This is a genomic window from Bremerella alba, from assembly GCF_013618625.1.
Lineage (GTDB): Bacteria > Planctomycetota > Planctomycetia > Pirellulales > Pirellulaceae > Bremerella > Bremerella alba.
Genome location: NZ_JABRWO010000011.1, coordinates 259620 through 274882 on the forward strand (window position 1 = coordinate 259620; position 15263 = coordinate 274882).

Sequence of the window (15263 nt, forward strand, 5' to 3'; positions counted from 1 at the left end):
GCCCTCCCTAATGTTTACCAAGTTCTTACATCGGCCAGCATTGGCCATCGTGATCTCGCTGCTTATCTTGTTTATGGGCGGTTTGGCGATTTTTTCGCTACCCATTTCGCAGTTTCCTTCGGTCGCTCCTCCAAGCGTGCGAGTTTCCGTTTCCTATCCTGGTGCCAGCGCCGATATATTGATCGACTCGACGATGGTGATCTTGGAGCAGTCCATCAATGGCGCTCCGAACATGCGTTACATGATGGGGGACGCCACCAGTGCCGGTGAAGGCACCATCCAGGTCGTCTTCGAGCCAGGCACCGATCCCAACGTCGCGGTGATGAACGTTAATAACCGCGTCAATATGGTGATGAACCAGCTTCCACCGATAGTCCAGCGTGAAGGCGTCATCGTCATGCAGAATATGCCGAGCATGTTGATGTACGTGAACGTCTTCAGCGAGGACCCCAATCTCGACCAGAACTTTTTGTACAACTACGCCACGGTCAACGTGCTTAACGAGATTAAGCGTATTCCCGGTGTGGGTCAGGCCTCTATCCTGGGAAACCGATCGTATGCAATGCGGATCGAATTAAACCTCGACCGCATGCGGGCGTATAAGGTCGATGCCGAAGATGTCATGAAAGCCCTGGACGAACAGTCCATGATTGGTTCGCCGGGACGCCTTGGTCAGGCCACCGGTCAGACCTCGCAGACGCTCGAGTACGTTCTTACCTGGGTCGGACGTTACAAGACCGAGGATGAGTACAACAAGATCATTCTGCGGTCGACAGAGGAAGGGGAAATCCTGCGACTGGGTGACGTGGCGAATGTGTCGTTAGGTTCGTCTTTCTACGACCTTTACTCCGATATCGACGGCTTGCCGTCGGCGGCTATTGTGCTCAAGCAGACGCCTGGCTCGAATGCCGCGGACGTGATCAAGCAGGTCAAAGAGAAGATCGAAGAGATCAAGAAGGAGTCGTTCCCGCCAGCTATGGACTATGCGGTGACTTACGACGTGTCTCACTTTTTGGACGCGTCGATTGAAAAGGTGCTGCATACCCTGTTTGAAGCATTTATCCTCGTGTCGCTGGTGGTGTTCCTCTTCTTAGGAGACTTTCGCAGCACGTTGATTCCTACCCTGGCCGTGCCGGTTTCGTTGATCGGTACGTTCTTCTTCATGATGATGTTTGGCATGTCGATCAACCTGATCACGTTGTTCGCGCTGGTGTTGGCCATTGGTGTGGTGGTGGACGATGCGATCGTGGTGGTGGAAGCGGTGCACGAGAAAATGCACGCCAAACATCTGAGGCCCTACCAGGCGACCATGGAAGTGGTTCACGAAATCAGCGGTGCGATCATCGCGATTACGCTGGTGATGACCGCCGTGTTCATTCCCGTTACCTTCATGACCGGGCCAGTGGGTGTCTTCTATCGACAGTTTGCCTTGACGATGGCAATGGCCATTGTTTTGTCCGGTGTGGTGGCATTGACGTTAACGCCTGTTCTCTGTGCGATGATTTTGAAACCGATCCATCGCAAGGGTCCCCAACGTGGCGTGGCAGGCATGACCAACCGTGTGCTGAAGAAGATTGCCGGACGCTATGCGTTTGTCCTGCGAGCTTTGTTGGCGATTGTTCTGGGGCTGGCCACAGGCTATGGCGTCTACGAACTGCTGCATGTCGAGATTGTTCATGAGGTGGTCTCGGAACAATTAGAGCTCACACCGCTACGGATAATCATCATCAGCGGCATTGCGGCCGTGTTGGGGATTTTCTCGTTCCGGGCTGCTCTTTCTGGTAGCGAACCGGACGAAAAGAAGAAACGGGGGCCGATTGGTGTTTTCGTCCACATTTTTGACCGAGCTGTCGAGGCAGTGACGGGAGTCTATGTTGGCGTGGTTGGTCTAATGGTCACGCGTCGCATCCTTACGATCTTAATTATTGGCGTTTTCAGCTACGGGATTTTGGTCGTCAACAAGGTTCTTCCTACTGGTTTTATTCCGCTGGAAGATCAGGGGATGATTTACGGTATCGTGCAGACGCCACCGGGATCGACACTTGAATACACCAATGCCAAGTGCCATGAACTGCAGGCCATCTGCAAAGGAATGGACGAGATCGTTTCTGTCTCTTCGATTGCCGGCTACGAAGTGCTTACCGAAGGTCGAGGTTCCAACGCCGGTACCTGCATCATTAACTTGAAACCTTGGGCAGATCGCGAGAGGACTTCGAAGCAGATCATTGAAGAACTCGAGAAACGAGGCACGGACATCGCCAACGTCAAGCTAGAGTTCTTCGAGCCTCCGGCCGTTCCCGGATTTGGTGCGGCAGGTGGTTTCTCGGTGAATTTGTTGGATAAGACCAACAGCGGCGACTACCAGGCCCTGGGCGAAGAGACCGACAAGTTCATGGCTGCCTTAGAGCAGCGAAAAGAGCTTAAGGGGCTGTTCACCTTCTTTGCGGCGAACTATCCACAGTACGAAATCATTATTGATAACGACGTGGCAATGCAGAAGGGTGTTTCGATCCGCGATGCCCTGGATAATCTCTCCATCGTCGTCGGTAGTACCTGGGAGCAAGGCTTTGTCCGTTTCGGACAGTTCTACAAAGTGTATGTCCAAGCAGCACCCGAGTTCCGTCGGTATCCCGAAGACTTAGACAACATGTTTGTCAAGAACGAAGAGGGCGAGATGGTTCCCTATTCCTCGTTTATGCGAATCGAAAAGAAGCAAGGTCTCAACGAGATCAGCCGCTATAACTTGTATCCCACGGCACCTATCCAAGGTGCTCCGGCTGCCGGTTACAGTAGTGGTGAAGCGATAGCGGCCATTAAGGAAGTCGCGGCTGAAACTTTGCCGCACGGCTTCGCGATTGACTGGCGTGGTCTCGCCTACGATGAAGCGAACTCGGGCAACACGGCCGTTTATATCTTCCTGATCGTGGTGGTCTTTGTGTATATGGTTTTGGTGGGGCAATACGAAAGTTTCCTGTTACCACTGGCCGTGATTGCCTCGTTGCCGATTGGGATATTTGGTTCCTTCTTCTTCCTGAAGTCGATGGGGTTGGCCAATGACGTATATGCCCAGATTGGTTTGGTCATGCTGGTCGGTCTTCTAGGTAAGAACGCGATCTTGATTATTGAGTTTGCCGTTCAGCGTCGCCATGATGGACTGAGCATTAAAGACGCCGCGATTGAAGGTAGCAAGCTGCGTTTCCGCCCGATTATGATGACCTCTTTTGCGTTTATCGCGGGGCTGATTCCACTGGTTCGTGCCACCGGTCCTGGTGCCATCGGAAACCGAACGATCGGAACAACGGCTGTTGGTGGGATGCTCTTGGGCACCTTAATCGGTGTCTTAGTAATTCCCGGTCTATATTACCTGTTCGCTAAGATCTCTGACGGCAAGAAACTTATTCGCGATGAGCATGACGACCCACTCAGTGAAATTTTCGAGCGTGAAGATAACACAGAGCATCACGGATTCTGAGCGCGACTAACCGCTCTTGAGATTAGTCGTTTAAGAATTGCCTCGCTGTCGAGTCCTACTCGACGACGAGGCTTTTTTGTGGAGTGACGGTAAGCCTGTACTGCGTGTTGGCGGCCAATACTGCGAGCAGTTCCGTCTTTATCGGAAGTGAGACCAGTGGCAAGATGGGTAATCTGCCTGCGGTGATGTGCGGAGGGCGCTGATTATTTCTTCTTTATTCAATATTCGGCCGATACCAACTGTGTTGGCTGTATCTGCGCCCATAGCCTTGCGGCTCTCCGGGGATTAACCACCCCCGAAAGGAAAGTTGCTGAAGAGACCGCCTGATCGTCCGACACAAACCCCACACTTTCCCAATTGATAATACGTACTGGCATGATGCCTCAAAGGCTCGAAGATGAGACCATTCTATCCCTACGCGCACAAAGCAATAACCGGGTGTAAGCCTCTTCTGGTTGTTACGATACTTGCTTGCCTAACTCTTACGTCACTTGTTGGGTGTGGTATTCCAGATCTTTGCTGTGTCGATCCCACACCGTACGTTCCTGGTGATTATGGCGTCGAGCCAAACTCGGTGAATGTGGCCGAAGTTGGGGTATACGACTTTTTCAACGACCCGGCATTGGCGCAGCTGATTGCTGAGGGCCTGGCTTCCAATCAGGAACTGAAAATTCGGAACCAAGAGGTCCAACTCGCGCTCAACGAGATAACAGCCCGTCGGGGGGCCTATCTTCCCTTTGTAAGTGTCGGTGCCGATGGTGGATTTGAACGAACCAGCAAGTGGACGCCACTCGGTGCAGCCGAAGATCAACTCTTTACTCCCAACGGTGGTGAGTTTCCCGATCCCTTGCCCAACGTGGGGCTGACCGCGAATCTGTTTTGGCGAGTTGATATCTGGCGGGAACTACGCAATGCCCGTGATGCGGCCTCGCAGCGATATGCCGAAGCAGTTGAGATTCGAGACTACTACGTGACGCGATTGGTTGCCGAGATCGCAGAAAACTACTACGAGTTGACTGCTCTGGACCAACGACTTGTCTACTTGAATCAGACGATCGATATTCAGAAACAAAGCTTAGAAGTTGCCAAAGCACAGAAGGAAGCGGCTCGTGGAACTGAGCTGCCTGTCCAGCGATTCCTGGCAGAAGTTCGCAAGAACGAAAGTCAGCGTCTGATCGTGCAACAGGATATCATCGAAGCCGAAAACAAGATTAACTTCCTTGTCGGTCGATATCCCCAGCCGGTTGCTAGGGGAGCTTGGGAATTCATTCAACTCGACTCTAAGATGCTCGGCGTGGGAGCACCCGCTGAATTGCTGCAAAACCGACGAGATATCCGAGCGGCTGAACGGGAGTTGGCTGCTTCAGGACTCGATGTTCTCGTGGCGAGGGCTCAGTTCTTTCCAAGCTTAGACATCAGGGCCAGCGTTGGTTATGAAGCTTTCAACCCGCGTTACCTGTTTGATCCTGGTGCGTTCATTGCCAGCACGGCCGGTGAGCTTGTGGCACCCTTGATCAACAAGAAGGCAATTCAAGCAGAATACCGAAGTGCCAATGCAAGACAGATTCAGGCAGTTTATGACTACCAACGTACAGTATTGAATGCCTATACCGAAGTCGTCAATCAGGTCAGCAAGGCACATAACTACCGCAAGAGTGTTGAAATCAAGCAGAGCCAGGTTGTGGCCTTGGAACAGTCGGTTGATGTGGCGACGAACCTGTTCCAAAACGCCCGTTCCGAGTACGTCGACGTTTTGTTCTCGCAGCGTGATCTGTTGGAAGCACGAATCGACATGATCGAAACCAAGCAGCAACAGCTCTCTGCAATCGTCAAAGCCTATCAGGCACTCGGCGGCGGATACCTGCTAACCAACTCAGGGCTTACTTACAAAGACATACGCTGTCTGGACACGCCTTACCTACCCGGCGAATTCATTGACGTGCCAGTAGTTAATGAGAGTGAAGAAAACTTCGGAGTTCAGGAGGAAAACCTTCCTCCACTTCCAAGTGAGGTGGATTTGTCGCCAACACCACTTGGTTCGGCCAAGTAATAAACTGGTGCCCTACTGAAATCTTCAAGACCAGCGACCACCAGAGGAGTTTTCAAAACAGCCGCCACTTCAACGATCAAGCTGAAGTAGATTCGATACTTAGAACGACCTACGAGCTTGCTTAACGCTTGGACTGCATTAGATCTTAGAACCTGTCTGAAAAGCTCTTGATTCGCTTTGGCCGTTTTGGGTAAACCATGTTTATCGTGAATGGACCTGATCGATTTTCTCTTGGGGAGCAATGGCATGGAAGCCCGCTATCCGACCGATTTGACCGACGCTCAGTGGAAGCGAATTGCCTGTCTCATTCCGGCGGCCAAGCCAGGCGGTCGGCCTCGCTCAACTTCGATTCGGGAAGTGCTCAACGCCATTTTATATCTCACCAAAAGCGGTTGTCAGTGGCGAATGCTGCCTCGGGACTTTCCCTCTTGGAAGACGGTGTATTGGTATTTCACTGAATGGAAAAACGACGGCACGCTCCAGCGAATTCACGATTCGCTGCGACACCGGGTGCGTGAACAAGAAGGCCGACACCGCCAGCCTTCGGTAGCGATCATCGACAGCCAGTCGGTAAAAACGCCAGAAAAAGGGGGCGTAGATTCGATGGTGGCAAGCTCGTAAAGGGGCGCAAGCGGCACATTCTCGTCGATTCACTCGGCCTGCTGTTAACCACTCTGGTCACGCCAGCCAACGTGCAAGATCGAGACGGGGGCCAAAGCTTGATCGATCAAACAAAGATCGTGCTTTCTCGGTTGCGAACGATCTTCGCCGATGGCGTCTACAACGGCTCCTTCGAGCTATTTTGCCGAAACGTGGGCTGGAACTTGAAGATCGTACGTCGTTCGGACAAGCCTGGCTTCCACGTTCTGCCGAAGCGTTGGATCGTCGAGCGAACCTTCGCTTGGCTGACCCGGCATCGTCGCCTGACGGCCGACTACGAGACCACCACCAGTTCCAGCGAAGCCTTCCTGCAACTGGCCATGATTCGTTTGATGGTCAGAAGACTGGCTAAATGAGGCTTCTCAGACAGGTTCTCAGTTGGAACTGTCCCTTAGAGCTCCGCACAAATTGATATGACGCTTCCATTAAACATCAACCTGCTCGACCTCAGAATCTTCAAACCAGTTGAGCTTCGTCACGGTACTCTTCAGTCCAACTGGATTCGACGTATAAGCGACCAAGGCAAGGCTGCTTTCACTTCTACTGCAAGTTACATAAAGGAGTCGGCGCGTACGATCGACGGATGTCTCTTTTCCGGCTTTTCGATTCTCAATGTCTGTTTTGGTATGCTCTTTGACTCCGAAAAGCTTGTCGTAGCTAAACATGAACCCACGTGCTTCGGAATCGTCCATGAGAACCATGACCCGAGGGAATTCTAGCCCCTTGACGCCTTGATGTGTACCAAAGCGTGATAGACCGTATACGTAGCCTGCGTAAGCTCTAATTTGAGAAAATGGCGTCTTCAAAAACTCTCGAATTCCAAGCACTCTGTCTCCCAGAGCATCCTCGTCCACGTCTGTCTTGGTATTTTGATCCCCAGTAACGTATGGAAAGAGCTTTTCGGGAATTCTGAACAGATTCGATCTAGCAACCAGATCAAGTGCTTGCTGAAACGTAACAGAGTCGGATGTGGCACAAAGCTCTGCTAGTTCTTCAACGGCAGCTTTAGCGATGGCGAGTTGATCCTGCTGATGTGGCGTTTGCCGAAATGCATCTAAGGACATGAGTGGTGAAAATTTTCTGACGATTCGAGCGGTGGCAAATGCATCACCTCTGTGTTGAGCGTCAACAAGCGGCAAGATTTGATCGGAATAGAAACGCAGGAACTCAATGGTGCCCTCGCGAAGCCCTGTTGAAAAATCGTTTACCTTGGCAAGGGGTTCGTACGTATCCAAGAAGCCAAGACGTCTGGCAGCCATATGGTGCTCGAGAATCAGGGCTTTGTATTTGGCAACATCGTTCCATTCCAAGTCTCCCGTAATTTCCACCATTCGCTCTTGAACGGCTTTTTCTGCGAGTTCTTTGTTGCTCACGTATGATGGAACAATGAAAAAGCGTGTATGTCCTTCGGGGGCGTTTTCGTGTGCGACTTGTTGCCAACCATCGCTGGCCTGACGGATCTGATTGATTAGACGTATAACTCTTTTCGGACAACGAAAGTTGATCGTTTTCTCGGGCGTGCTCCAATCCGCGGGTATGTCTTGATCCAAGTCTGATTTTCCATCGGCATAAATCCGTTGCATCATGTCGCCAAACAGCCCTAGGCCAAACTTAGTCGCCTGCTTGCGTTGGAGCGAAAGAAGAGCCTCGATAAGCTCCCGATTGGTGTCCTGACTTTCATCAACCAGAATGAAAGGGGACGCACAGATAGCGAGCTTCTGCATTAGGCTTTTCTGATTAAGAAACGCAGCACCCATTTGAATGACTTCCGAATGATTCAATGAATCCCTCGTGCGATTATCGCCCGTCGGACTGTATGTAAATGACTTGATGTAATCGAGTCCAGCGAGGCGAGTCGTCTTGGATTTGAGGCTCCGTTCCCGCTCAAGACTTGTTTTCGTGACAGACTTGCTCTTCTCTATAAGTCTGTTTAGTTCCAAGATATCAGCCGCTAGGGATTCTCTGAGCCATTCCCTGATGTCCGCGTTAAATCCTTTGATCAATTCCCAAACGAAGCTGTGAATTGTTGAGACTCGAATGATCGGGTCATAATCCAGGCGTCGCAAAATCTCATCGCATGCAGCATTCGTGTAAGTAATGACTGAGATGTTCTGTCCGCGGAGTCGAAACCGATCACCGTGCGCATTTCGAAATGCCAACAGGGCATCCACAAGTGACCGTGTCTTTCTAGAACCGGCTCCAGCGAAAGAAAAAAGCTCTTGGGAAAATCTGGATTGAGGCAGTCCGCAAGTATTGCGGCTACCTCATTATGCTGTTGGATTCCGAGTTCCGACATCGTTACGCCTTAGCTTTTGACGAAGTTGCGAGAAGGTCCTCTTGCTTACGATCAAACTGCGTTTGCAACCCCTCGAGTCCTTTCATGATATAGGAAGGAACCACCAGTTTCGCAGGATCACAATGAAAAAGCACGTCGAGTGCGATCTCCCCTTTCTTGCACGATTGCACGGCATCGAATAGCTTCTGGCATAATTCATCTGCATTGCCTGATTGACCAATCGCAACTCTGAATCCTTTTGCGGAAGAATCCGGTGGCATTTCAGAAATGCAATTGTAGTTCGCCAATACAAGTGCGTCCTCAAATGTACGCGGAATGACCTCTACTGTGGTTTATCCGTGTTCGATTGAAACTGACGTTTGGTATGCTACGCGAAACGCAAAGAGCGGAACTTCTTCATACGTTTTTATTTTCGATTGGTCACTGAGAGCAAGTAAGTCGTCGATGGAATCTTTTTTCGGATGCCAAGCCTTGAGGGTTGGATTGCTCGTTACAAGCTTTGCTCCCTTCTTTGGGATTGCCTTCTTTCGATGGTTTGCTGGATCGACCGAGTCCAGGTCGGTGATGGCTAAGGTAATCAGCCCAAGCGCCTCGATCAATGGACTGAGACGATGGGAATGGCTTCCCGAAATCTCGAGCAGCGTGACATAGCTTTTATGCAATGTCTCGAAGTGGTGCTTAATAAAGTGCGGCACTTGTATTCGTTCGGCGGCCCCTTCTACTAGGATCGCGGCATCTGCGAAGAACAGCTCACAGTGCGTTGATAGCAAGTAACGGGCTACAAATCTCGCGGTTTCATCGTTCCCGCCGAAAACATCCGATAAATTGATTACTGCCGATGTTGGAATTGGCTTTGGGCCTTTCGGGAGTCGACGAAAGTATCTTAGACACGCGAAGTCGCATTCATGGGCTACGTGGCTTGAGTGTGTACTCACAACTAGCTGAGTGCGTAGCAGTGTTTTATCCTTGAGTTCTCAGTGGTTCCTTAAGACGTTGTACGCTTTTCGTGCGAACACTTGTTGTACTTGAACGTGAAGGTGAGCTTCCGGCTCTTCAACTAGCACAAGATGCAAGGGTGGAATTAGGATATCGTTGGTTGTGTCGCTGACGGTCTTGGATGCTTTATCGACACGCATCCAAGCGTCCCGGAATGCCATCAGGCGGAATACCATCGAAATCAAGTTCTGGTAGCCAAGGCCGTTATAATGCTCTGGAAGGGCAAGCGATTGAGTTGTTCCACCGCCAGCGTCTGGTGAAATCTCGTATTGTACGGCAGCACTGTGGCTGAGCCCGTCCACCGGCCTCAGCTTGGTACCAATTTTCAGAATGGGATCAGCAACACCGGGGTAGTTCAAATCCTGAAGCTCAGCCATGGCCGCGCCAAAGCCGGCCTTGAGACGTAAGTCGTACTGCTTTTGGGCTTCCTCGATCGCTTCGAGAGCCTCAATATCAGATGGTTCTACATAGTCAGTCGGATCAAGGTGGCTTTTATAATAGGACTTGAGCTGTTCGGAGAGCCTCTCGCTCCTTCGCGACTTTTCCGGATCGTCTGATTCACCAGTGGCTGGCGAACCAAACCCTCGCTGGGCACCAATGACATTGATCCGAATCAGGCGGTTCAACGGCTTTCCTTCAACCGGTTCTGCTCCAGGCGGTAACTGTTGCGGATGAGCAATTCCATTGACTGGAGCAAACAACTTGCCTGGATCAAGTAAGTAGCACTTCGTTGTAAAAAGTGAGTTGAGTTTACGATCAAGAAACTCGCGCAAGTTTGTGGGCCACAACTTCACCTTAATTGCCTTGCTTTTTCCTGATCCTACCGCTCGTGTCTCAGCTGCGAGCTTTGCGGCTGCTAGATACTGGACCTTAAGGTCCGCCAGATCCTTAGGTTCGAAACGAAGGCGGACTCCTATCTTGCCACCACTCCAGTCAAGAGTTGGAAGCATTCCGCGCACATGGTGGAGTTCGTTGTCCTCAACTGCTATCCAGACGTCGAGTGTTGGAACAAGTTCGTCCCATAGCGGATCGGGTTCAGATGCTTCCGATTACTTACCCTCGTCCTTGAGTCACTTTTCTCCAATTGCATTAATCTGGGACCAATTGGAAAGCGTGAAATCGTTGGTGGTAAAACTATGGGTCTCGGCGAGGAACGCGCAGATTGCGTCCATCGCAGATGTCTTACCACTGTTGTTAGCACCAACGAAGAGCGTAATCGTATCGTTGAAATCTATCCGTATCCGTGCAAGCTTACGAAACCCCTGTAACTCCACGTAGCTGATTTGCATTGAACCCTGTTCCTTGTGCCCAGAGAAAACGCCATCCCTTGTTCTCGCTGTGGCGAGACCATGTCGTACGGATATCGGCAACAGCGTATCCTACCAGAAGTAATTGCACGTTTTCATCATCGTTTTGTGCACTGATTCAGCTTAGGGTACTTTGGCTGCTTACACCGCCCAATCGGCACAAAGAAATTCCGCCTGCTTTAGCACCGTTTCAGTCGCCTGGGCTTGCTTATCCGGTGGGTAGCCGCTCTTTTTGAGGATCTTTTTTACCATCACGCGGAGCTTTGCTCGGACGCTTTCTTTGACGGTCCAATCGATCGTTACGTTGCGGCGGACGGCGTCGACCAGTTCTCGAGCGATGGCGCACAGGGCTTTGTCGCCGAGGACCGCGACGGCGCTGTCGTTGACTTCGAGGGCCTCATAGAAGGCTTCCTCGTCTTCGGTCAAGCCGAGCGATTTACCGCGCTCTCGCGCTTCGCGCATCTCTTTAGCTAGGTTGACCAATTCGGAGATGACTTCGGCCGCGTTGATCGAGCGGTTTTGGTACTTCTTGATCGTCTTGTCGAGCATGTCGGCGAACGACCGGGACTGGACGAGGTTCTTTCGCGAGCGGGTCTTGATCTCATCGCTGAGCAGCTTACGCAGCACTTCAAGAGCAAGCTTGCGGTGGGGCATATCGCGGACTTCGGCGAGGAACTCATCCGAAAGAATCGAAATATCAGGCCGATCCATACCGGCGGCGGCAAAGATGTCGATCACTTCGTCCGATGCGATCGACTTGGAAATAGTCTGCCGCACGGCGATGTCGAGTCATGTTAAGTTGCTCTGTTGATACGACATGAAATGTGCCTGAATGAATCCCGACATGCCTAAGGCGGGGTTGAATGGCGGATAAAGTTTGCGATATTCCGTCAGCGCCGTGGCTAAGTCCAACTCCGCAAATACGTCCGTACGTGAGACAAGGTACAGCAGGGCGATCTACGGCGCACGCGAACCGCCCTCGTTGCAATGCACGAGGACATCGGCACCGTCGATAAGCGACTGGTGGATGAATTCGAGAGCGCTATCGATAATCTCCTTTGGGATGTAAGCGGGGGGCCGGCGCATCAACAAGATTCAATATCAAGCGATGTTCGCGCCGGGCAATCAAATATTCGGGGTGGGATTTGGGGGCATCGCGACCTGAGTAGCCCAGTGCCTGTCGATGATATGGATCCTTACAGGCATGGACGACGCGCCAATCGGGCCGATGTCGTACAACCTTTTCGTAGTCATGTTCTGAGCCGACGTGGAGAAATTGATGAATCTGGATCATGATTGCGGCATTATTCGACAAGTGTAGCGGGACCTATCCCAATGTACCGGCTTTCGGATCCCAATTCTCTTGAAGATACTTCAAATAGCTTGGGATTATTTCATAAACTCCTGCGCGGCGATGCTCTTGGACGATGCCCTTTTCAATGAGGACTGCCATCTCAAAGTCCCACGCTGCCCTATATTGGCCGACTTCGAATGTAGGAATCTGAGTTCTGCCTTCGACAACAAAACGGAGCAAGAACTTGCGCTGCCAGTCCGTAAGGCTTTCTAGCTTATTTCGTATCGCAAGCCGGCACTGTTTGTCATCCTCTTGAGCTTGTTGAATCGCAGCGATGCGTTCATTTTCCGCATTTCTACGGTCTGCGCAGTTGTGACAGTAGGCCGCAACACCTGAATACAGCAGCCATACCGTAAGATATGCAATGAAAAAGACGAGAATAAGCGTGATGGCGATGCCCATGCCACCGTAGCGTTCTAGCTCCCTGAGCCACGAGGAAGAATGTGCTTGGGTGTAGAAGACGGCGACGGACACCAATGCGACCAAGGCGCTGACAGCATTTTTGGTGCAAATATCCCTTTCAAGCAGCCACTTGAAAAGCTCAGCGACTGGGTTCATTTTCGCCTCTCTCAACTGCCTGGTTGGTACAAGCGTACCAATTCGAGGCATGCGATAACTTAGTTATGGATTTCTCGTGCCGCTCAGGTTGGCGATCGCCGCACGGAGCACTTGCATGCAGATCTCTGCAGTGTGTTTGTCCGGCGCGAACTGCGAACTCATCTGCTGATACGGGTGAATGTAATTGCGGAAATCCCGTAGGGCATGGCTGAACTTCTTCACGTCGATTTTCAAATAGCCGAGTTCGCACGCGACATTGATCATTTGCGCCAGCGACCAATTCGGAAATGCCTTTACCTTTCCAGCAGTGTCTTTTGGGCTGCATAAAGCTTGGTTGAATTGACGCGGATTTGCGAGCGCCATCCCGAGCAGGAGTCCCTCCAGTACCCTCCCGCACATAAAAATCGCCGCTAATGGTGCATCCGCATGGAGGCTGCGTCCCGCTTCGATGAACCGAGCTTCAAGAATTGGGATCAGACTGGCTTCGATCGGGACATTCGCGATGTCCGCATTTTTGAAATTCTCCTGAAGAAACTGTTCTTCTGTCGTCTCAGAAGACGGCTGAGTTCGCCCGTCCAACTTGGCGATGATTTCTCGGCATCGCTTTGCGGTGGACCGATCCGTCGCCGATGGCTCGGAGGTCTTGTATTCCCACAAGTCAACGAGTTCTCCAAGTACCTTTGCAACGATACTATCTTGCTCAACATCCCAGAATGCCCGAAGCTTCTTTGCTTTGGACGTACCGTACTTTGTGTACCGACTGCTGTGAATGTCGCGACCGACTGACTCAGCGAAGAATGATGCGAATGTGGCATCACTAAAGTCTAAGACATAGCCGCCGGACATGCCCAGCAGGTCCTCGAAGGGTTGGCGATCGATCGTCTTTAGTGTGCTCATTGCCCGTCTTTGCGATCCTCAAGAGTGTCGACCAGGAAAATCGCCAGTGTCGCCGCGGCCCCGACGGCGAGTCTGGCGTGTCTGGCGGTCAAACCTTTCGCCGACCCTCCCTTCCCGTGGCCCGTTCCGTAAAGGTTACGAAGTTCGGCGAGTCCTTGTACCAGCGTCGAGAGATTTCCCAGGACCGCCTTTACCGACTTCGCTCCTTTGACATCGTCTTTGATCTCGTCAGGAACGAGCTTCAGTTCGTCCAATGCCCGTCGGACGAGTGGCAACAGGTCCGGGCGATCTGTAACAGATTTTCCGCAAGATTCGAGAATGGTATGACACACCGTCTCGACCAATTCCTTGGCGGTGCCGATCGCCAGATCGGGATCGCTTTCAATTGAGGATTCCATCCGATTGATTGGGCGGTAGACATAGTCGGCATCGACCTGTTGCGCCAACTTCTTGGTCGAACGAATCACGTGCTGCGACGATGTCAGTCGACGCGGGCCGTAGATGGCACGTCCAGAGATGGTGCTCCGTTCAACGAGTTCCCATCCATCAGGTGCCAGCAGCCCGTTCAGCAATGCAATAATCTGCCTGGCCTTTTCGCCATCTTCACAAACCATCGGGTGAGCAATCTCCGCGAGAAAATGGAGAAATACTTCATCCGGTCCATCGGCGAGTTTCAGACGCTCGTCCGAGAAGACCCAGTTCTCGTCCCAGTCCAAATTGTTGATGCGGTGCTGCCAAATGTCGCCTTCGGCGTTCTCGAATCGACTATCGGTCGAAGGCAGAGAAGACAGATCGTAAAGCCGATTTAAGAATTCGGCATCGTCCAACTCACCGCTCCAGCAGATGCCCTCGCGAATGATCGCGCGCTGAATATCCCGCCGAGTTATTTCGGAAATGGTGTTTTGTTGAGTTGGAGATGATGCAAAGCCGGACATAGTAAGTTGTTGACACTTTCTTACGGAAAAAGTTCGCCGGACAGAAGCCGAGGCAATAACAAATCGCGGGTATTCGCTAAGCGGCGATTCTCGTCGATGAATCGTATTTCACGTGCTCGAACATTTGCTGCAAGTGCATCGAATGCCAAGATGAGTTTTTATTGTCCTTGCGATGGGTCTAAAACCCTCGCCTTCAGGCGAAACCTTTAGGTTCTTCCGTTTCCGGATAAAATCAGGGGATGGAAAATTACCGTACCAGTTCGCACAGTCGTTTTGATATCAAGTTTCACTTTGTGTGGGTGACCAAGTATCGCGAGCCGATTCTTACCGGCGAGGTTGGCGTTCGCCTGCGAGAACTGGTTCGCGAAGTTTGTCGAGCCAACGAAATCGAAATCTTGGAGGGAGCCGTATCACGAGACCATGTTCACGTACTGCTATCGTTCCGGCCCAATCTTTCGCCCAGCAAGGTCATGCAATACATCAAGGGGAAAAGCTCCCGCAAACTGATGATGGAGTTCGGCCATTTGCAAAAAACGTATTGGGGTCGTCACCTGTGGGCACGAGGGTACTTCGTGGCCTCCAGTGGCAACGTCACCGATGAGGTGATCCAGGAATACATTCGCCACCAGGACGGAACGGAGCCTGGCGATGGGGGCGACCACTTCCGAATTACTCCTTCGTGAGTTGAGGACTTCAGTCCGAATCTCACGAAATCTTCAAACCTGCCGGCTTTAGCCG

The 15263-nt window shown here is 51.6% G+C and carries 11 protein-coding genes and 1 pseudogene; 4 read left to right on the forward strand and 8 right to left on the reverse strand.

The window, feature by feature from the left end; translation table 11 throughout:
• Positions 1 to 10: 10 nt before the first annotated feature.
• The 3 genes and pseudogenes from HOV93_RS19590 to HOV93_RS19600 all read left to right on the forward strand — a co-directional run bounded on the left by HOV93_RS19590 (position 11) and on the right by HOV93_RS19600 (position 6538).
• Entirely contained in the window at positions 11 to 3472 is a 3462-nt protein-coding gene (locus HOV93_RS19590) for an efflux RND transporter permease subunit (RefSeq protein WP_207398228.1), read from the forward strand.
• A gap of 397 nt (positions 3473 to 3869) precedes the next feature.
• Positions 3870 to 5522: a TolC family protein gene (locus HOV93_RS19595; RefSeq protein ID WP_207398229.1), complete on the forward strand. Its 1653-nt coding sequence runs from the start codon at positions 3870 to 3872 to the stop codon at positions 5520 to 5522.
• A 246-nt stretch (positions 5523 to 5768) separates the two neighbouring features.
• Positions 5769 to 6538: pseudogene (locus HOV93_RS19600) on the forward strand (IS5 family transposase).
• 69 nt (positions 6539 to 6607) lie between these two features.
• Here the strand turns inward: HOV93_RS19600 and HOV93_RS19605 are convergent.
• From HOV93_RS19605 to HOV93_RS19645, 8 genes are all read right to left on the reverse strand, one after another.
• On the reverse strand, positions 6608 to 8425 hold the full coding sequence (locus tag HOV93_RS19605) for a UvrD-helicase domain-containing protein (RefSeq protein WP_261358640.1): 1818 nt from the start codon (positions 8423 to 8425) through the stop codon (positions 6608 to 6610).
• A 385-nt stretch (positions 8426 to 8810) separates the two neighbouring features.
• A complete protein-coding gene (locus HOV93_RS26490) occupies positions 8811 to 9413 on the reverse strand; it encodes an ATP-dependent nuclease (protein WP_315853440.1) in 603 nt (200 codons plus the stop codon).
• A 39-nt stretch (positions 9414 to 9452) separates the two neighbouring features.
• Positions 9453 to 10424, reverse strand: a complete 972-nt coding sequence (locus HOV93_RS19615) for an AAA family ATPase (RefSeq protein ID WP_235990694.1) — start codon at positions 10422 to 10424, stop codon at positions 9453 to 9455.
• A 120-nt stretch (positions 10425 to 10544) separates the two neighbouring features.
• The gene (locus tag HOV93_RS26655; protein WP_207398233.1) at positions 10545 to 10763 is read right to left on the reverse strand and encodes an AAA family ATPase; all 219 of its coding nucleotides are present in this window, start codon (positions 10761 to 10763) and stop codon (positions 10545 to 10547) included.
• Positions 10764 to 10922: 159 nt separating this feature from the next.
• Positions 10923 to 11558, reverse strand: coding sequence for a DUF3387 domain-containing protein (locus HOV93_RS19625; RefSeq protein WP_207398234.1), 636 nt, complete (start codon positions 11556 to 11558; stop codon positions 10923 to 10925).
• Positions 11559 to 12108: 550 nt separating this feature from the next.
• Positions 12109 to 12693, reverse strand: coding sequence for a hypothetical protein (locus tag HOV93_RS19635; RefSeq protein WP_207398236.1), 585 nt, complete (start codon positions 12691 to 12693; stop codon positions 12109 to 12111).
• Positions 12694 to 12756: 63 nt separating this feature from the next.
• On the reverse strand, positions 12757 to 13590 hold the full coding sequence (locus tag HOV93_RS19640; RefSeq protein ID WP_207398237.1) for a hypothetical protein: 834 nt from the start codon (positions 13588 to 13590) through the stop codon (positions 12757 to 12759).
• Positions 13587 to 14525, reverse strand: a complete 939-nt coding sequence (locus HOV93_RS19645; RefSeq protein ID WP_207398238.1) for an abortive infection family protein — start codon at positions 14523 to 14525, stop codon at positions 13587 to 13589. Before HOV93_RS19645 ends, HOV93_RS19640 begins: the two co-directional genes overlap by 4 nt.
• Positions 14526 to 14764: 239 nt before the next feature.
• Between HOV93_RS19645 and tnpA the strand changes: the two genes are divergently transcribed.
• Positions 14765 to 15208: an IS200/IS605 family transposase gene (gene tnpA / locus HOV93_RS19650; RefSeq protein WP_207398239.1), complete on the forward strand. Its 444-nt coding sequence runs from the start codon at positions 14765 to 14767 to the stop codon at positions 15206 to 15208.
• The last annotated feature ends 55 nt before the right edge of the window (positions 15209 to 15263 follow it).

Coding starts and splice junctions, on each gene's coding strand:
- HOV93_RS19590 (WP_207398228.1), top strand. CDS start 11: ATGTTTACCAAGTTCTTACATCGGCCAGCATTGGCCATCGTGATCTCG.
- HOV93_RS19595 (WP_207398229.1), top strand. CDS start 3,870: ATGAGACCATTCTATCCCTACGCGCACAAAGCAATAACCGGGTGTAAG.
- HOV93_RS19615 (WP_235990694.1), bottom strand. CDS start 10,424: ATGCTTCCAACTCTTGACTGGAGTGGTGGCAAGATAGGAGTCCGCCTT.
- HOV93_RS26655 (WP_207398233.1), bottom strand. CDS start 10,763: ATGCAAATCAGCTACGTGGAGTTACAGGGGTTTCGTAAGCTTGCACGG.
- HOV93_RS19635 (WP_207398236.1), bottom strand. CDS start 12,693: ATGAACCCAGTCGCTGAGCTTTTCAAGTGGCTGCTTGAAAGGGATATT.
- HOV93_RS19640 (WP_207398237.1), bottom strand. CDS start 13,590: ATGAGCACACTAAAGACGATCGATCGCCAACCCTTCGAGGACCTGCTG.
- HOV93_RS19645 (WP_207398238.1), bottom strand. CDS start 14,525: ATGTCCGGCTTTGCATCATCTCCAACTCAACAAAACACCATTTCCGAA.
- tnpA (WP_207398239.1), top strand. CDS start 14,765: ATGGAAAATTACCGTACCAGTTCGCACAGTCGTTTTGATATCAAGTTT.